Raw genomic sequence first — 19,313 nt, forward strand, 5'->3', positions numbered from 1 at the left:
TTCACCTAATTCTCGGAGGATTGCTTGAAGTAAGGGGCGAGTGAATCTGCGAGTTTGGCTGCGTCAACCTGGTAGGTACCTGCGGATACTTGCTGTTTCAGGCTCTCAATCTTGTTGGCACGGTCAGTGTCAACTTTACCGCTGTTCTGTGCCTGCAAAAGCTTGATTGCTTCATCAGAAATGGAAACCTCATCCTTACGTGTGCTCTTCCTAATCTGTTCCTGACGCTGTGCTTCGGCAGTCCGTTGATACGGATTAATTGGGTTAATTCGTCCGGTCTCGTTAATTTTCATAACTTCCACCTTCCTTTTAATATAAAAAAACCGATAATCTTTACTAAGTTTATCGGCCTTTATTGAATCAATCTTTATAGCTGAAAACGTTTTTTCCAAGTTTTTATTAATTCCGGAACTTATCGACGGCCCGGTAAGCAGCCTTGTTGCCATTTTTAGGCGTGTCATTGGCGGCAGCACTTTCGGCAGCAGCCCTATTAAGCTCCTTGCTTAAACGTGAGCGGCAGCTATCACACATATGCCCGTCACGGATAAGATTTCCGCACACTTCACAAGGCATCATCATGTTTGGAGCATTCGCTATAGAAATCCGGCCTTCACGTATAAACCGGGTGATCTCCTTAATAGAAATTTCAGTAGCATCGGACAATTCCTGAATATTGGTGCCACGATTCTTGCGCAGATATTCTGCGCAGATCACATATTGATTCTCAAGCTCTTTGATACAGGGCTGGCAAAGCTCCAAAATATTTTTGACGTATAAACGGCCGCATCTAGGACAATTGTCTACATTCATTTCACCCGCGGCTCCTTCCCTTACATTTTGTGCAGTGCATAATCAACTTATGCTTAGATTACATGATTGCAAACGCATAGTCTATGATTAGTATCGGCGGGAGAAGTAATTTGATTATATTGCAGGCACAAAAAAGTGAAATCACTCTTAAGTGTTATATAAATTATTAAATCCACCAGTAAATTAAGGATTAATTCTCATGAACGCGCCCAGCAAAGGCTGTAGATATCGGCAGTGGCTCCATGGCTGGCACACACAAGCTGCACCGCTTCTGCACATGCGCGGATTGTACTACCGGTAGTGTAAATATCATCGATTATGATTATCTGCAGCGGACGGGCGTAGTCCTTAGATGCAGATAGCCAGCCGCTGAATTGCATTCTTACAGACTCGTCCGGATTTGCGGCAAAAGCATGCTGCATATCCGCGATACGCTCTGCCCTGCTTTTAAAGCTCTGTTTGGCGGTATGCTGGGTACGGGTGAGTAGCGGAAGCTGTGGAATCTCTCTCCGCCCGGTCAACACATCTGCCAGACGTTCAGCCTGATTAAAGCCTCGCTCGATCAGGCGTGCGTCTGAGACGGGTACAGGGATAAGCAGATCGGCCTTCCACTGCTCAGTTGGGTACGTCCTCTTGCGTCGAAGGAGATTAGGTTCATGCAACCGTTCCGATTGAAACGGCGAGGGGTTCTTACAAAGCTCTATATAAGCTTTAAGCTGCAGGTATGCGCTATCCAGCATCAGCCCCAGCAGGGGCGCAAGCCGTTCGTGGCCCCTATACTTATAGCGGCCAAGCAATTCCCGCATAACTGGCGTATAGGCGACGGCGCTCCGGTTACAGACAATCGGGGTGGATTGTCCGCTCCGGCTGCAGTCTGGACAGCCGACGTGCCGGCCGCACTTCTGGCAGCGGGGGTGGTGTATCCATGGAATTGAGGCTTCACAGCTTATACAAATGCCGGGCAGTCTGGCCGAAGGCCGGCTGCTTTGGCCGCAGATTAAACAATGAATACATGCCGGGGCTAACAAGGAGCGGATGCCTGCTGCCCAGTTGCTTAACGGAGGCATTGATCCCTCCCCTCCTTCAAATAACCCTTTCTGCGGGCAACATTATTCATGGTACGGATCTGGGCAATCGCTTTGCGCTGGGAGCTGGTCCATTGCGGGGAAAGGAACATTACTGTACCCGCAGGATCTTCCTTTGAGCGGCCTGCCCGGCCTGCCATCTGCACCAGCGAAGCCTCATCAAACAGGGTGCTGTCCGCATCAAGAATGTATACATCGCTGCGCGGGACCGTTACTCCCCGTTCAAGAATGGTTGTGGTCACCAGTATTCTGATCTCCCGCTCACGGAAGGATATCACTTTGGCAGAACGGAGCAGATCCTGAGAAGAAGTGCCTTCGATTCGGACGTCAGGAAAAATCCGGCGTAGCAGCACCAGCAGCGGCTCAATATGGACAATACGCGCCGCAAACAGAAACACCTGCGCCTCCCGCGCCAGCGATCTGCGCAGGGCCTGCAGCAATCCTCCCGGTAAGCATCCGCGTCTGATGCATGTCTGTACCGGCTTCATGGACAGATGCCGCGGGACCGGTAGCGGATGACCATGAAAGCGCACCGGCACTCTGACATGAGGCAGCCGGCCGAAGCTGGCCTCCCGCTGCAGCTCCCGCGGCGGTGTTGCTGACAGGAGAATGAAAGCCCCGTCCTGCTTGCAGGCATGCCTGGCTGCAAAAGCCAGCATAGGATCGTTGTGATACGGAAACGCATCAAGCTCGTCGATAATGACCAGATCAAAGGCCTGGTAGAAACGCAGCAGCTGGTGTGTCGTTGCAAGGGTTAGCTGTCCCGGAACCCAGCGGTCCGGACTGCCTCCGTACAGCACGGCCAGTGACGCCGCCGGGAAGGCCCGCGCCATCCGCGGGGCCAGCTCCAGCACGACGTCGCGCCGCGGCGTCGCCACCAGTGCCCGCCCTCCGGCGGCGAGCACTGCATCCAGGAGCGGGAAGGTGATCTCCGTCTTCCCCGCTCCCGTCACCGCCCAGAGCAGGAACCGCTCTGGGCCTCCCCCGGCTGCGCGCTTCGCCCGCGCAGCCAAGAACCCCAGTGCAGCCCCGGCGGCCCCCGCCTGGGCTGCACTAAGCCCCCACCGGCGTGCCGCAACGGTGGGGCTGGTCCCGGCCGCTGCGGCGCGCACGGCCGGAGAAGCCGCGCTGCGTATCAGCAGCGCGCAAGCCCGGCTGCGCCCGAGTGCGAGGCAGGCCTCGCAATAGGCGCAGCCCGCAAGGCCGCACGCTGCGCAGGGCGTGCGGCCCGTGGGGGCGCTGCCGCAGCGCAGGCAGCGAGGTTCCGCGCGGCGGCGGGCAGCGCCGCGCAAGAGCAGCAGCGGCAGGCGAAGCGCCGCACGCACCACGCCCGAGCGGGCGCTCTTCCTGCCTTTACCCCCACCATTCTTGCCCTCACTCCCTGCGCTCCTTCCCCCATCCCCGCTATTCCTGCCCTTACCCCCACCATTTTCGCCCTCACTCCCTGCGTTTTTTCCCCCACCCCCGCCATTCCTGCCCTTACTCCCAACGTTCTTTCCCTCACCCCCGACGTTCCCGCCCTCAACTACGCCGCCACCGCCGCCGGATGCAACTGCTGCCTCCAGTCTAAGCCTTCCCTGCAGGTAAGCAAGCTGAACGGCAGCCATCCATTGTTGTCCCCCGTCTGCAGCCTGTTCTGCCAGCAGTGCAGCCAGCTCGTTCTGCAGGAGCGATCGGCCTGATAGCAAGGACACTAGAAGATCTGCAGCTCCGCTAAGCTCTTTCATGTAAGCAAGTACATGAGATCCGGCACTTCCTCCGGTTCCCGGCCCGCTTCCAGTACTCCTGTCGCAGTTCTGTGAACCGGGAAATCTCTGCATTTCGCCAGCTTCCCCAAACCAATCCTCTGCCGGCTTACCGCTAATGCGCTCCTCTTCCCGGATCTCGGTCTTAAGAACAGCTTTCATGGAAGCTCGCCACTCCCTGGCTGTCCACTTCTCCATAGCAGGATGACATCTGATTTGCTCCCGCAGCTTCACAGCCCAGCCAAGCGGGAAGGAGCCAGAGAGCATTACCATTCTATCCACCGACGCAGAAGTCCAGCCGCGCACACCGATCCCGCTCCACCATAAGCGGTCAACTTCCGGACAGATTGATATATATAGCCTCCAGCGGTCATCTGCATTCACGGCATAGACGCTAACCTTCATAACGTGCCTCCTTTATAAAATCAACTGAATCCCAGACCTGCCTTTTGAGCTTAACAAGCGTTTTTCTTCATACCCGATATAGATTCTGCTATTCCACTACCAAACAGGCAATAAAACAAAAAAAGCACACTCCCCCATTGCTGGAGAGTGTGCTTCACCCGTTGCTTGCGTATTTAGTTAATATTCGTCGCGCGTTGATTGTGATCCCCCGCTTCCCTGTTTCCGCAGATCGATAACCGTCTGCTGCTGAGGTTCAGGACTATCTTGAAAACGATACAGCTGCAGCAGCGGCACGAATTCAATCATAGAGCCGCTCCGGGCCAGCCGGGCTGCTACAGCAACCGTGCCGTCCCTGGACTCGTCATCCATCAGGGTCACTTGATACGCTTTGCCTGCCCGGAAAGCCTGCCAGGCCAGCAGCCGGATATAACCTTCAATTACCGCCTCATGATTGCGGGTAATCAGAATGTAATGAAGCCGCTTGCTGAACCGTCCGGCATGCCGGGTATGTTCCCGGTGTTGCAGAATATGAACGAGAGCTACTGCCAATCCATAAACAGCCGCAATCCATATTAACTGGGCTACCATGGAGATGCACCTCCTCTTATACCGACACTATATGCCGGTGCTCCGAGGTCGGTGACTGCCCATGGCTGCCTTGCGGCCGGGAAACCTGTCTGCTACAGGGTTATCTTGCAGCGGACAGGGTCAGACTGCCTATATCCGGGTATTTATTTAAATCAGCATTTTGCAAAATTCGAATATAACTGCGACTGAACAATACGCTGGCAGAGGACAAAGCAGTCCCTGCCGTTATGTAATGTTGTTCCGGATCATTTGGATTCTCCAAAACGCTCAGTTAACGTTATCCCGTTATAGGGTGACCCAGCCGTATTTGATCGAGTTGATTACAGCCTGTGTACGGTCATCAACTTCCATTTTCTGCAGAATACTGCTGACATGGTTTTTGACCGTTTTTTCACTGATAAAGAGGTATTCCCCGATGTTCTTGTTACTCTTGCCTTCAGCCATCAGGCGCAGCACCTCTGCTTCACGGCGGGTCAGCGGATTATTGTCACCGGCCACGAACTTCACGCCTGCTTCCTTAACCGGAGTTTCAGCCATTGCACCAGTCTCGTTAAGGTAAGTCATACGGCGCAGCTGGTTAATCAGCTTGCCGGTAACCTTCGGATGAATGAAGGCATGTCCTTCACATACCGAACGGATCGCATTAATCAGCGACTCAGCCTCCATATCCTTCAGCAGGTAGCCGTTAGCACCCTTGCGCAGGGTTTCGAATACATAGCTTTCATCATCATGGATCGATAGAATAATAACCTTTACATCCGGGAACATCTCCCGGACCTTCTGTGTAGCTTCCACACCGTTCTCTACAGGCATGTTAATGTCCATAAGCACGATATCCGGTTTATTAACGTTGCAGAATTCCAGTACCTGAATACCGTCCCCGCATTCGCCGATGACTTCAATGTCATCCTCCATATTTAAAATCCGTTTAAGCCCTTCGCGAAACAACTGATGATCATCGGCCAAAAGAACTTTTATCGGCAATTTGCCAGAGCTTTGGTTCTCCATCACATTACTCCTTCCCCTTTTCCACATTCGTCGGAATGTGAATTACGATTGATGTTCCCTGATTTTCTGCAGACTCTATTTCCATTCTTCCTTCAAGCAATTCAACACGCTCGCGCATACCGACCAGTCCGAAGCTTTCCCGGCTGCCCTGCTCGCTTACCTTCTTCACATTGAAGCCAAGGCCGTTATCCTTCACAACAATTTTGATCAGCTGAGCCTGATAAGTAATCTCCACCAGAACGTAGCTTGGATAAGCGTGTTTAGCTGCGTTAGTGAGTCCCTCCTGCACAAGACGGTAAACAGCGGCTTCCATAGCGGAAGAAAGACGGTGCTCTTTGCCTCTTGTTTCAAAGGTTGTACGGATTTTGGTTTTTTCCTCAAAGTCATGAACATACTTGCGCAGCGTCGGAATCAGCCCAAGATCATCCAGCGCCATTGGCCGCAGATTAAAAATAACCTTGCGCATTTCTTCCAGACTGTAGCGGACCTGTCCCTTTAAGTCTATTACTTCGTCCTGTACCAGTCCAAATTCCTGCTTCACCAGCATTCTTTCTACAATTTCCGTCCTAAGGACCAGATTCGCCAGCATTTGGGCAGGACCATCATGAATTTCCCGGGCAATTCTTTTGCGTTCCTCTTCCTGGGCCAGAATAATCTTCAGCCCGATCATTTGCCTGTTCTTTGCTGTTTCAACTATTCGCGAGACTTGTCCCATTTCACCTGCCAGATATTCGATAACAACACTCATTTGCGATCCGATTGATTCTGCACGCTCGACTGAATTTTCGACACTGCGGACCCGCAGCTGCAATTCATCCCGCCTGCTCCGCAGATAAATCTCCCGCTCTCTTGTCATCATAAGCTCCAGCTGCAGCTCGGTAGCCTTCTCGTAGGCAATCCGGATATCCTTCTCCGAGTACCGGACAAAGTCCCGGCTGACCTCAGTCAGCCGGATCCGTGAGCGGTGATATTGAAGCTCTAGCTTATCAACCTTCTGCAATGTTTCATCCGTTTCTTCCATAACCCTCTGCAGTTCTTTGGTGAGTGCAGCAAGCTCGTCCCGGGCAACATGCATAATTTCAAATATCTGATACTTGCTGCTCTCCATCACGTCGATGGTATTCTTAATGACGCGATCTATCGCATCGGCTTGAAATTCCACGGATGCTTGCCCCATTTCTATCGGATCGTTGTTAACGGCTTTTCTTTATATTAACATATCACGATTCGATGGTTACGGTCTTCGTTATCTGTTCCCATTTTACAGTCAGTCCAAGCTGCTCCGAGACAAGCCGAAGCGGTACTAAAGTCCTGCCGTCTAGGATTAAAGGAGCTACTTCTGCACTCTGGCGCTTCCCGTTCAGCACATATTCCTTTTTGCCGACCGTCAGATCCAGCGCCTTCGAGCCCCGCAGCACCATAATTTTCTTCGTGTTCTGATCCCAGGCTGCACTTCCTCCAAAAACATCCACTACATATTTTATCGGAACATAAGTGGTCCCGTCCTTAACGATCGGAGCCACATCAATTGCTTTCTTGGTTCCGTTAACGGTCAGGGATTTCGAGCCTATGATCATCGAGGCCACTGCTTTCGGAAGTCCGGCTTCACTGGACAGTGAAGGCATGACAAAGGAAATATTATCAAAGCCTACGGTACCGGTCTTAGCCCGCTCATCCTGTCCTTCCTCCACATTGACCACATATACCCTTTTCAGGGATGCAGGGAATTTAATGCCTGAACTGCTAAGATCAATATTCAGGCTCTTCCAGCCGTTCCAGTCAATAACCTTGGCCAGGTCAATGTATGCTGTTGCCCCCGCATTGTCAACTACCTCAGCCCGCAGCCAGTTAAGGCTCATATCGCCCATAACATCGAGCGACATGGAAGTCGCTGCTGCCGGAATGCTTTTGCCTGTGGTTCCGTTAAACTGGGCGTAGGCGTACATTTTCCCGCTGCCGGCAGACATGTCATAGATAAGTGACAGGACCTTGGAGCCTGCACGTTCTGCTGATCCCGCCGTAACTGCCGCAGTTCCGGTAACCCCGGCTGCATTGGTTGTGAAGGCAATCGGATAGCTGACATTCTCGAAGTCCTCCCAGGCTGTAGCCGCTGCCGTAGACAATACAACTGCCGTACTGAAGCCGTCATACCTTGCGATTGCATAACCTGTTGTTACACCTGCGTTGACCGAATTAACGGTAAGCTTGCCGTCCTGTACACTGCCGTTAAAGCCGACAAACTCCCATTTGAGCGCCGAAGCCGGCACGGTCAGGGTTGCCCCGCTTTTGGAGACTGCTGTAACAGGAACCGATACCGAAGCGCCTGCTGTCAGAGGAGCTGTTGCAGTCCCGGCTGACAGGCTTGCGAGGTCGTCACCTCCCAGAACCGTAACCTTCGTTGTGGCACTGGCTGCTCCGCTTGTAGCGGTCAGTGTTGCTGTTCCTGCCTTGACGGCTGTTACTGTACCGGCGCTTACCGACATGCTGCCGTTGCTCGAAGTCCAGGCCGGGTTAGCCGAGGCCACATCTACCGGATTATAGTAGGTATCATAGCCTTTTAATGAATAGTCTGCCTTCTGTCCGATCAAAAGGGCCGGACTGCCGCTGATCTTAATCCCTTTTACCTCGCCCTGCGGAGCAGATGTATATACACCAAGCCCGTTGACAATGCTGCGCTGCTCTGTGCCATACTCAGTGTTAAAGGTCAGCTTCGTCGAGGTTTCAGCCAGCGGGCGGTCTACCATAGTTGTAGAGCCCCCACCGTCGAGATTAAGCCCCTTCCAGACCCCGATGCCCGTCATAAAAGATTGCAGCTCTGTCAGTGACATACCGGCGCTATTAGCATTATCCTCTACGGCAATCATGTAGACATAGCGGCCATCCTGAGAGTATCCCAGCGCAGTTCGTGCCCGGTACCCTCCGATACTTGAGGTTGAACGCGAGAAGGCTGCTGCCTTGCCGCCATTAACCAGAATGGTATGTCCGCCGATCATCATCTGCAGGCTGGCCGGATCAAGGGACTGCTGGGTGGTCTTGGATTTCAGGGAATATACACTGCTAAGCTTCTGGCCGACAGTAAGATGAGCTTTGACGAACTGTGCCGCCAGGCCATGTGTCCGCAAAATATAAGCCCCCTCCGGCACAGCCATCGGCAGCGCCGCATCCAGCGAGATCTGTGTTATTGTATCATTCTGCACCAGCACCTCGGTCGGTGTTGTAGAGCTGTTCTTAGGCCGGTCTAGAGCGGTCCAGGCATCTGTATAAATGTAGGCAGCGTTGGCATGGCTGTAGGTGGAGCTGCCGCCCTCCGGGCTGTAAGCCCCTTTATTGATGCCGGAGAGCGGGAATTGGGCACCGTCCTCCGCAGTAACCAGCCCTTCAAAGGTATATTCATCGATAACAGGCTTACGGTCCTTGGTCACGGCAAAAGCATACATTCCATCCAGCTGTGAAGGAGTAGATACCAGAGTCCCGCCGGACACCTGCCCGCCGATCGGTGCTCCTTCACCGCCTGTATTGAAATAATCTCCATTAATAGCTGCTACTGCCCCTGTTTCGGCAGCCATGCCGCCAGTGCTTTGCCGGGTGGTCAGGTTGCCGCCCTTACCGGTCATTACATCTATGGAAACATAGGGATTGCTCAAATCTACACGGATAACGTCCGCCAGTCCGGTGGCCGTTTTGCCTGAGCGCAGGGTGGTGAACTTATATTTCATCATGAGCGCTCCGGAGGTAATCACCTCTTCACTCACCTTAGTAACACTAAAAGAGCTGGCTGCCGCTTTGGCAACAGGTACATCTCCGGTTCCCCATACCGGTAGTCCTTCACTTCCGATTACCGGCATAATCCAGAGCACACCGGCTAATGATGCGGCTACCCAGCGCCGGGTCTGTTGCAGACCCGCTCCCCGTCCTGACTTTTTGTCTCTCTTCCCCATGAAAACTTTACTCATTTCTGCGTAACTCTCCCATCTCCATTTTATATTTGCATTCTTGTATCAGCGTCTATAATAAAAACAAAAAATAAGCCTCTGCTTCCCCATTACTATTAAATAGACTGGAATTTTCACGAAAAGTTGCGAATATTGCTAGATTCACTCCTTTCAGCTAGCGGTCCAAACTGCTGCGGGCGCACAAAAAAAGCCCCGCATTACGCGGGGCTCTTATTCTTAAACCCAAATCATCTTAAAGGTAGCCGGCCATATTAAGCATCCGCTGCAGCATAACGGCAGCCTGTGCCCGTGTGGCATTACCCTGAGGCTGGAACTCTGTTGTAGTCATACCCAGGATGATTCCCTCCTGCACCGCTTTGGCGACGAATTCGGCAGCAGCATTCTGGATTTTGCTCCGATCCTTAAATGCGCTTAGAGCAGATGCAGCCGTTCCCCTAAGGGTAATCGGATTCTCTGTGTACTCCATTGCACGGATAATCATAATCGCCAGCTGTTCACGGGTAATATTATCATTAGGCCGGAATGTACCGTCTGTATTCCCGGTAATAATGCCTGCCTTGGCTGCAGCACCGATGTAATCACCAGTCTGTGTTGCAGCCTGAACATCGCTGAAGCGCTGAGCTGTTTCACGGTCCCCCAGCAGCCCAAGTCCCCGGCTAAGCATAACTGCGAACTCTGCACGTGTAATTTTCTGCTCCGGCTTAAAGGCGGTACCGTAGCTGCTGTCGATAATATTTTTAGCGGTAAGCAAAGCTATAGTTGACCTCGCCCAGTGCTTGCCCGTATCCGTAAAGCTGCGGGTAGACAGGAATGTACCGACAACAGGATTACCCTTTGTGCCCGCCCCTATAACGGTATAACTTCCGGCGGTGCTGATTTTGGTCGGCAGATACACAGCATCATAATAGACAAGATCAAGTCTTGCGGCTGAGGTCTGATCACTGTTTAGTGTCGCTGTCGTCCGTACAAAATACTCACCTGGAGCGCTTAATACAGTACCGTTCGAGTAATTCCCGCTGACTACTGCACTCATCCGGATGTCTGTCAGACCGGTTACCGTCTGCAATCCCTGCGTTCTAAGCTTCTGCTCAAAAGGCGCATATGTGCCAGCCGGAACCTTTTCCAGACGGATTACAAGCGATATGGAGCTGCTGTCGGCAATCAGGCTTGCAGCAAGGCCGTTCATATTCACATCATCCAGCGCCAGATTGTACAGGTTGTCCCCGTAACGGATCCCAAAGGCTGATTTGCTGTTACGGTTGACGGCATCCAGAAGCGGCTTAAGCGGAATGGAGACATATGCGGCTGCTTCTGTCGCAGGCACCTCAAACACGAGAGAAGGCGTGCCTAGCTTGTGTAAATATTCATAGCTTGCTGCCAGACGGTCTGCTGTGAGCATATACCGTTTGGTGAGCTGGCTATAGACGGAACGGTCATCGGCTGCAGTTGCAGAATCACTTTTGAGCAGCGGATATTCCTTACCGAATTCACTTGCAGCGAGAATGCCAAGATATGAAGGGCGGCTGGTTGTTGCCGCGGTAGCTGTACCCGTCACATTCTGGACCGCTAGGGCTGTAAAGGAAGCCAGTGCAGTACCACTGAGATCCAGTATGCTGCCTGCCCCTGTCATATAGGACAAATCTACAGTTTGTCCTGCTTTGACAACTGTGGACAAGACCAGCCTAAGAGTTGATCCGGATATGCTGTAATTCTGCACACCTACCATACTGCCGTCTACCCTGACTGCGAACTGGCCGACATGCAGTGTTAAGCTTGCCTGCATGCTCTTACTGAAGGTGACAGTAAGCACATCACCGGCAATGGCTGCTGAACTGATATTCGGCACTGTAGTGGTGCTGCTTCCGGAAACAGATACCGGCTGAAGATTAATATGAGCTGCCCGGTTACCGTTTAAATCACTGATTCCGGCAACGCCGGGAACATAAGAGACCGTAGTATAACCGCCTGTTGACAAAGCGCTTGTCAGAGTAAGAGTTACCTGATTCCCGCTCACGGCTACATTAGTCACATAATTGGGTGTGCTTCCGGCCAGTACCGAGTACTGGCTGACCAAAGGCAGACTGGACGGTGAAAGTCCCTCATTATAGGTCAGGATAATCTGCTTATCTGAACCCGTTGCGCTCTGATAGACCGGTGGTACCCAATCGCTCGTATTACGGATATAAAAGTCACTGAAGCTGGCTATATTCTGCCCGTACTGATCCTGCAGAGGATAAGAGCCTGCATAATAGGTTACACGGACACTTTGCCCGTTTGAGGCTACATTATTTAAGCCCAGGGTAACCGAAGACCCGCTGGAGCTAACCGAATTGACACCCAGCGAGACGCCGTCGGCATACACATAGAATTGTCCGAACCCGGCTGCAGATGCTGCTCTAAGCTGGTCGTTAAAGTTCAGTACAAGTGTTTTGCCCGATAGTGTTCCATCTTTAGGTGTTGGAAGTACAGACTGGATGTTATTAGTCACCACACGTAAAGAAAACGAGCTTGCCGTGTTTCCGCTTAAATCCTCAATCATTCTTATTCCCTGGGTGTAGGAGATTCTAATGACGTGTCCCACAGCCACGCCTGTGCTGAGCGTAACAAAGACACTGTCCCCCTGAATATAGACACTATCGATATTACGTTTCTCATCATTAACCGTAACTGCAAAACTGCCCAGCATTAAAGACACGCCGGAGTTGAGCGCTTCATCATATTTCAGGCGTATGGTACGGTTGTTTTCAAGCACTGCGGAAGAAAGGACAGGAGCCGTCTTATCCAGAGCTACTGTCTTAAAGCTCCAGCCGTTTCTGCCATTTATTCCTTCAAAGGGATTGCTGCTGCCGTCAACAAATGCTCCCTGGGCAATATCCACATAATAGAAGGTGTCATTATCCAGACTTGACGCAGGTACAATAGTAAATTCCTTGGCATTGGCACTTGGCGTTACTGTCGTTGAAATTTTAGTTCCGTTGCTCTTATATAATGCTACCCCACTTGCTGAGATTAACGTGGTTGCCTGATTGAAAGCAATCTTTATCGGCTGGCTGATCTGCACTGCTTCACTTCGGTCAGCGGGACTAAGCGACGTTATTCCGTAACCGGTAAGAGATGTAGTAGTAAATGTCCAGCTGTACGGCCCGGAAGCCGGAAATACATTGCCGTCCTGGTCATAAAATGCACCTTGCGGAATAGTTACCGTATACTGGGTATTACTTATCAGCGGGTTAGCCGCAGAGGCTGCAGCCAAACTAATAAACCGGGTACCTCCTCCAGTAACAGAAGCTGAATTTACGTTAAAATATCTGGCATTAGCCGTATTAGCAGGAGACACAGATATAACTCCTGTAGCCGGCATCATCGGCTGGTCAAACGTAAGCTGAATGCCGGTTGATACGGAGACTGCGCCTGCTCCATTTGCAGGGGATACCGAAACTCCTGGTACTGCCGAACCTTTTACCGAAAAGCTCCAGACGTTCCCTGTAGAGATTCCAGCAAAAGATTTATTATCCTCATCCTTCAGTGCATACGGGTCAATCAGTATATAATAGCTGCTGCCGGCCGTAAGCTTGTTTGCCAAAGTCAGTGTGACTGTTGTAGTTGAAGCTGTGTTATCATTTTGCAAATAGAAATAAGGTTCACCAGATTTAATTTTAAATTCCTGAACAACAGAATTATCTGACGAAGCGATAAGCCTGATCGATCCTCCGCCTTCCTGCAGCTTCTTATTGAGCTTCAGGCTGAGCTGTGTTAGGCTGCTGTCAACCCTCGAATGATTAGCCGGAGCATACTCTGTTACGGTGATAGCTGTATTAATTGATGGTGCCGTAATAAATGTCGAAGTTGCTGCTTGCGATTCCAGTCCCAGGCTATCCTTAAACATTCCTCTGGGCACATTTACGGTATAGGTCTTGTTGTATTCAAGCTCCTTGCCTAATTTCACCTGATATTCTGTAGAACTGCTGATTAATCCCGAGCTCCCCACCGGAATCGTCACATAAGGCTCACTTGCTCCTTGAGCTGTAACAGTAATATTTCCGCTTTGCGGACTTACCAGCCTATCGAAGCTGAGCTTGATGTTTGAGCTGATATTTACATTTGCTTCTCCCTGGGCCGGTGAGATCCCGACGTTAAATTCATTTGCGGCATGTACCGTCTGGCTGCCGATTCCGATCGACGGATACCCGGTGCTAAGCAGCAGGTTTCCAGCCAGAATGAGTGCTGTCCAGATTGAAATTTTTCTTTTCATGCGGTAAAAGACTCCTCTCAAGCCATACTTTCTCGTCTGCATACATACTCTTATATTTCGGCTTGCAGGCTTCCAAAGTTTAGAAGACTGTAGGATTTCAGCATTTCAATGAATGGTCATGCTGATAGACAGCGCAAAAAAAGCCCGCAGCCAGTAGCCTCTACAAGTAGAAGCGCGGTCTGCGGGCTTTTAAACAATATCTTGAAGGACTTAGATTCCGGCCTGTGCTTTGAGCATTTCAGCCTTATCCACACGTTCCCAAGGAAGATCCACATCTGTACGTCCGAAATGTCCGTAAGCTGCAGTCTGTCTATAGATCGGCTTGCGCAGATCCAGCATGGAAATAATGCCGGCAGGGCGAAGATCGAAGTTGCTGCTGATCAGCTCAGCCAGCTTTTCTTCGCTGATTTTACCTGTTCCGTATGTATCCACATTAATCGAGACAGGATTGGCCACACCAATTGCGTATGCCAATTGAATTTCGCATTTATCGGCCAAGCCTGCAGCCACCAGATTCTTGGCTACATAACGTGCAGCATACGCAGCCGAACGGTCAACCTTGGTTGGATCCTTACCGGAGAATGCGCCTCCGCCATGACGGGCATAACCGCCATATGTATCTACAATAATCTTACGACCGGTTAAACCGGCATCTCCCTGAGGACCGCCAATAACAAACCGGCCTGTAGGATTAATGAAGTACTTCGTATTCTCATCCAGCAGATCAGCAGGAACTACCGGAAGAATTACATGCTCTTTAATATCTGCCTGAATCTGCTCAAGAGTAATTTCCTCAGCATGCTGGGTCGAAACCACAATGGTATCTACGCGAACAGGCTTTTCATCCTGATACTCAATAGTAACCTGTGTTTTGCCGTCCGGACGCAAATATTCCAAAGTACCGTCTTTGCGGACTTCAGATAAACGGCGGGCAATCCGGTGAGACAAAGCAATCGGGAGCGGCATCAGCTCAGGAGTCTCATTTGTTGCAAAACCAAACATTAGCCCCTGGTCTCCGGCACCGATATTAGCCGTTTCTTCAGCAACCTGTGCAGGATCACGGTTCTCAAGTGCAGCATTAACACCCTGTGCGATATCAGCAGACTGCTCATTGAGCGAGCTTAGAACCGCGCAGGTATTATAGTCAAATCCAAATTTAGCACGTGTATAGCCGATTTCTTTGATGGTATTGCGGACAATAGACGGAATATCAACATATTCCGATTTGGTGCTGATTTCGCCGATAACTAGCACTAGACCAGTGGCCACAGCTACTTCGCAGGCTACACGGGCATTTGGGTCATTGGCCAAAAAAGCATCCAAAACTGCATCAGAAATCTGATCACAGATTTTATCCGGATGTCCTTCTGTTACAGACTCAGAAGTAAACAAATGACGTCCTTTAATAGACACACACATCAACCTCCCATATGGTTAGTCTGACACTGTATAAGGGGCTCCTCAATAGATAACAGGTCAACTAAATATAAATTATGATCATAAATAATAGCTGCCGGTTCAAAAAACGAACCTTTTCCATATGGAAAAGGTTTAAGGCTTTCCTCAAAAGTCATATTATCTTATTTGACGGATAGTGTCAATTAAAGGCAAGTTCCGCTAATGTTCAAAAAAGAGACTGCTCCGCCTGCTTCACAAGCCTCTTTGTGATTTCTCCGCCTACAGATCCATTATCTCTGGAGGTCAAATGACCCAGATATGGAGTCCGTCCAACTCCTCCCGAGCCGCCGAGAGCACCCAGCTCAGAGCCAAATTCAGTGTCTGCCCCGCCGCCATAGGACGCTCCGTACAATCCGAATTCAGCTGCAATTTCATATTGCATTTGTTTCAGCATTGCCCGGCTTTCAGGTACAACTGTGCGATTACTTCGTGCCATGATACATTACCTCCTGGATTGGTTTTAAGATTACAGGAAATATTGTGCGCTCGTATCATAGCTTTAAGTCTGATCAATGATTGTCAGGGGAGGGAAAGAGTTCCGGGAGTATGAAATTTGTCTTACCGGGAATCCTTATTATATAGATAAAACCAAAAACATGTTACTTCAAAGTGTATGCTCCGCGTACCATTACAACCAGGCCCAGGGTTTGGCCTGCTTGAACAGAGATGCCCCGTCCATCACGGGGGAAGGATAATAAATGATTGGATGGTGCCGCTGTTCCATTCAGAAGATCAGTACCAGCTGTGAGATCCGCAACACCGTTGCTGTCCTGTGAATAGATAACAGCTTTACCGGCCCGTACAATAAATTCAGCTCCCGCCCCGGCAATCAAGGTCTGCCCTGGCTTAACATCGACAATTTCGACTGCATCTCCGCTCTGAACGGGTGCCGTTGTCGCAGCCGGTGTAGCTGTTGCTGCAGGTGCCGCAGTTACAGCTGGAGCTTGAGTGGCTATAGGCCCGCCGCCTTGAAGAGCCTTTTGAATCTGCTGATCCACGTAGCTTTTAGTTACAACCGGATCATCTGCTGTACCCGGCTGTGAACCGACACCTGCACCATCAGCAGTCACATTCAGCAAGGACCCTGCCCATAAGCTGCCAGCCAGTACGCCAGTTGCCAAAGTAATTTTCCATACTGTTTTCATTGGAGTCCTCCTCTTGGATATAAAAAAAGAATAGCCTCCGAAGAGGCTATTCTTTGCTTCGGTAATTAGGATTACTTAGCGTTTACTGTTTTGTCATCAACGATAAGGTTTCCTGCAACGTCTTTAATAGTTGCGCCAACGTTAATTTTAACGCTGATGCTGTTGACATTGTTAGCATTCAGGTCAGAGTAACCTGCAAGTCTAACATAGTATTTACCTGCATCGTTACCAACGCCGGCGATGAAGCCTCCGGAGATAGTAGCTGCTGTGGACGAGTTATTCACAATAATTGTGAAGTCACTAGCCTTCAGAGTTGTAACATCAACAGGCTCGGAGAACACCAATTGCAGAAGCGAAGTATCTCCAGTAGAAACAGCTGCAGACTCCAGGGTTGGACGAACGCCATCTTTCAGCACTGGCTTAATATTCTTAGCAACTGTTACATTCCCAGCAGTATCAGCTACACCAAATGCAATGAACTCAACTGGTTCAGTTTTGCTGATTGCAGTTTTTGGAACGCGTACTTCAACTACTGCTTTAGTAGGGGAAGTTGCAGTTCCTTCAGAAGAAATTACCTGAGTGTAAGCACTGCTTGGAAGCGCCTTGCTACCCAGTGTGTAGCTGTTAATGTCACGCAGGGAGGCAATGCTCAAACCTTTGTCATCAGTAGCAGTTACAGTAAATACAATTTCAGTATTCGTGCCTGTAGGCTCAGCATAAGTGATGCTGGTTACATCTGGTCTTTCAGTATCAGTTGTTGTAGCAGCAGTTGCAGTAACAGCAACAGTAGTTGCAGCCAATTTATTCTTAGCAAGTGCTTTATCTACTACAAAACCTGCAGGCAGGCGCAGAGTGTAACCTCCGTCAAGACCCTTCACGTTAGGGAAAGTAACCTTGGCACCATCAACAGTTTGACCGCTAAAGTTTGTGCTAAATACTTGACCAGTAGAATCCTTGATCAGAGTAAGTGCTCCACCAACATATTCAACATCTTCAGAGAATGTTACAACAAGACCTTTATCAGTGCTGAATGTTGCACTAGCAACTGTAGGAGCTGTAGCATCTTTTACAATGGTGATGGATTGAGTCACAGGAGTTCCCAGAGTGTTACCCAGGGTATCACGAACAGTCGCTCCGAAGACCAGGTTACCGTTGAAAGTACCAGAATCAGGGAGCTTGAATCCTGCTGGAACGTTGAACTTAATAGTATCGCTGTCTTTATCAGTCACTACAGACAGTGTACCTTGAGCATCGCCGTAAGCACTCAACAGGCGTACGTTACCAATCAGAGATTCGTAACTTACTTTTTTGTTGAACTTAACAGTGATTGAAGTATCACCTACTGGAGTAACAGAAGTGATAGTTGGAGCAGCAGTGTCAGCAGTAACTGCTACAGTTGCTTTAATTGGGTTAGGGTTTGCTTGGTTACCAGCAAAGTCAGTAACATTCAACAAGGACACTTCATAAGAAGAACCTGCATTCAATGTACCAGCGGTCAAGCTGAAAGTGTCGTAAGTTTCACGAGTCACAGTCGCAGACACACCATTTACGCTAGCAATGATACCAGCTGGTTTAACTGGCTCACTGAATTTAACGTAAACTTTGTTAGTAGTCGCTTTAGCAGCAGCAGTAACAGATGCAACAGTTGGAGCTGCAGTATCAGCAGCTGTCAGCAATGTGCTGTAAGAAGCAATTGCTGTTCCTGCAGTAGTCTTAACGCTGTCAGTCACAACTACAGTGTATTGTCCTTTAAGGAACTGAAGTTCTGGGAAGGTAACAGTAGCTTCTGTTCCAGCAGCGTTCACGCTAACTTCTGCACCGTCTGTAGTGATAGCAGCTTGATTGTTCAAAGCAATTACTTTGATAACGCCAGCTTTGAGCTTATCGTTGGAAGCCAAAGTGGAAGTATCAATAGCACGGTTGAACGTTACTACTACTTGCTTAGCATTTGGAACAGTAACGGATACTACCTTAGGTGCTGCCAGAGTTACTTTAGCAGTGTAGTTATGACCATTGTTAGTGAAGCTGATTGTCTGTTCAACACCTTCAACCAATGCAGTAGTCAGCGCTACAGTTGTAGTTGTTTTGTCAGCGAAAGTAACCAGCACGCTAGTTGGGCTCAGCGCTTCAGCGGATACTACAGCAGGAGCTGTAGTCAGGTTATCAACTGCATAAGCTGCTTCTACTACCAAAGAGCGAGTAGCGTTAGCTTTGAAGTTGGTGCCTTGGGCAACCAGACCAGCGTTGATAACTGCTTGAGCATAGCCCTTAGCCCATGCGGATGCAGAGTTATCAGTTGTTGCTGGAGTTTCCAGTTTCAGAGCGCGGAACAATACAGCCGCTACTTCTTCAACTGTTACTTTACCGTTGTAATCGAAGATACCTTTAACAGTATCTTTACCTTGCATCAGGTTAGCTGCAGTAACAGCTTCGATGTAAGGAACAGCCCAGTTAGTAGCTGTGTAACCTTTGTCATTGTAAGACAGCTTGCCAGTTACTTCAGTAAGATCGAACAGCTTAGTAACGATCTTAGCGAATTCAGCACGAGTCAGATCTTTTTCAAGATGAGCTTGACCGTCTGGGTAGCCGTTCAGGATACCTTTAGCAGCCAAAGCGTCGAATTTAGCTTGTGGAGTTGTTGCAGTTTCACCAAATGCTACAGAGGCAAACATTGAGAATGCCATTGCTGTAGATAATGCTACGGATAAAATTTTCTTCATAACCTTTTTTTCTCCTCCTTGGACATTCATGAACTTTGTGTTTTCTTTAGTTGGGTAGCTCATGTTACTCATTAGTCGATGCACCCCCTTTCCCGAGTTGAGCATATTAAGTATAAATAATGTCTGTGACGGGTATCACAGAAA

At 49.9% G+C, this 19,313-nt stretch carries 14 protein-coding genes; 1 reads left to right on the forward strand and 13 read right to left on the reverse strand.

All coding sequences use genetic code 11. From position 1 onward, the window contains the following. Positions 1–5 precede the first annotated feature (5 nt). From flgM to R70723_RS33160, 3 genes are all read right to left on the reverse strand, one after another. Positions 6–293, reverse strand: a complete 288-nt coding sequence (flgM, locus tag R70723_RS29250) for a flagellar biosynthesis anti-sigma factor FlgM (protein ID WP_039877573.1) — start codon at positions 291–293, stop codon at positions 6–8. A gap of 106 nt (positions 294–399) precedes the next feature. Continuing rightward, complete coding sequence (locus R70723_RS29255) at positions 400–810, reverse strand: flagellar protein (RefSeq protein WP_039877574.1); 411 nt, start codon at positions 808–810, stop codon at positions 400–402. A 197-nt stretch (positions 811–1,007) separates the two neighbouring features. Beyond that, the gene (locus R70723_RS33160) at positions 1,008–1,472 is read right to left on the reverse strand and encodes a ComF family protein (protein WP_144027115.1); all 465 of its coding nucleotides are present in this window, start codon (positions 1,470–1,472) and stop codon (positions 1,008–1,010) included. Here R70723_RS33160 and R70723_RS33165 point away from each other — a divergent pair. Further along, positions 1,467–1,745: a hypothetical protein gene (locus R70723_RS33165; protein WP_052421512.1), complete on the forward strand. Its 279-nt coding sequence runs from the start codon at positions 1,467–1,469 to the stop codon at positions 1,743–1,745. The genes R70723_RS33160 and R70723_RS33165 overlap by 6 nt on opposite strands. 119 nt (positions 1,746–1,864) lie before the next feature. Here the strand turns inward: R70723_RS33165 and R70723_RS29265 are convergent, their stop codons facing one another. From R70723_RS29265 to R70723_RS29310, 10 genes are all read right to left on the reverse strand, one after another. Further along, complete coding sequence (locus tag R70723_RS29265) at positions 1,865–4,045, reverse strand: helicase-related protein (protein WP_039877575.1); 2,181 nt, start codon at positions 4,043–4,045, stop codon at positions 1,865–1,867. 177 nt (positions 4,046–4,222) lie between these two features. Then, entirely contained in the window at positions 4,223–4,633 is a 411-nt protein-coding gene (locus R70723_RS29270; protein ID WP_047171259.1) for a glycosyltransferase family 2 protein, read from the reverse strand. A gap of 285 nt (positions 4,634–4,918) precedes the next feature. Then, positions 4,919–5,641 (reverse strand): response regulator transcription factor, encoded by a 723-nt coding sequence (locus R70723_RS29275; protein ID WP_039877577.1) that lies wholly within the window; start codon positions 5,639–5,641, stop codon positions 4,919–4,921. A 4-nt stretch (positions 5,642–5,645) separates the two neighbouring features. Next, the gene (locus R70723_RS29280; RefSeq protein WP_039877578.1) at positions 5,646–6,803 is read right to left on the reverse strand and encodes a sensor histidine kinase; all 1,158 of its coding nucleotides are present in this window, start codon (positions 6,801–6,803) and stop codon (positions 5,646–5,648) included. Positions 6,804–6,861: 58 nt separating this feature from the next. Continuing rightward, on the reverse strand, positions 6,862–9,594 hold the full coding sequence (locus R70723_RS29285) for a stalk domain-containing protein (protein ID WP_039877579.1): 2,733 nt from the start codon (positions 9,592–9,594) through the stop codon (positions 6,862–6,864). Between the two features lie 232 nt (positions 9,595–9,826). Then, positions 9,827–13,846 carry an Ig-like domain-containing protein gene (locus R70723_RS29290; protein WP_052421513.1) on the reverse strand — a complete coding sequence of 1,340 codons (4,020 nt, stop codon included), beginning with the start codon at positions 13,844–13,846 and terminating at the stop codon, positions 9,827–9,829. Between the two features lie 210 nt (positions 13,847–14,056). Next, on the reverse strand, positions 14,057–15,259 hold the full coding sequence (gene metK, locus R70723_RS29295; RefSeq protein ID WP_039877582.1) for a methionine adenosyltransferase: 1,203 nt from the start codon (positions 15,257–15,259) through the stop codon (positions 14,057–14,059). A 211-nt stretch (positions 15,260–15,470) separates the two neighbouring features. Continuing rightward, positions 15,471–15,740, reverse strand: a complete 270-nt coding sequence (locus R70723_RS29300) for an alpha/beta-type small acid-soluble spore protein (protein WP_039877584.1) — start codon at positions 15,738–15,740, stop codon at positions 15,471–15,473. Positions 15,741–15,903: 163 nt separating this feature from the next. Beyond that, complete coding sequence (locus tag R70723_RS29305; protein ID WP_039877586.1) at positions 15,904–16,449, reverse strand: hypothetical protein; 546 nt, start codon at positions 16,447–16,449, stop codon at positions 15,904–15,906. A 71-nt stretch (positions 16,450–16,520) separates the two neighbouring features. Continuing rightward, positions 16,521–19,241, reverse strand: a complete 2,721-nt coding sequence (locus R70723_RS29310) for an S-layer homology domain-containing protein (RefSeq protein ID WP_039877588.1) — start codon at positions 19,239–19,241, stop codon at positions 16,521–16,523. Positions 19,242–19,313 lie beyond the last annotated feature (72 nt).

The sequence above is a fragment of the Paenibacillus sp. FSL R7-0273 genome (assembly GCF_000758625.1).
Taxonomy (GTDB): domain Bacteria; phylum Bacillota; class Bacilli; order Paenibacillales; family Paenibacillaceae; genus Paenibacillus_AQ.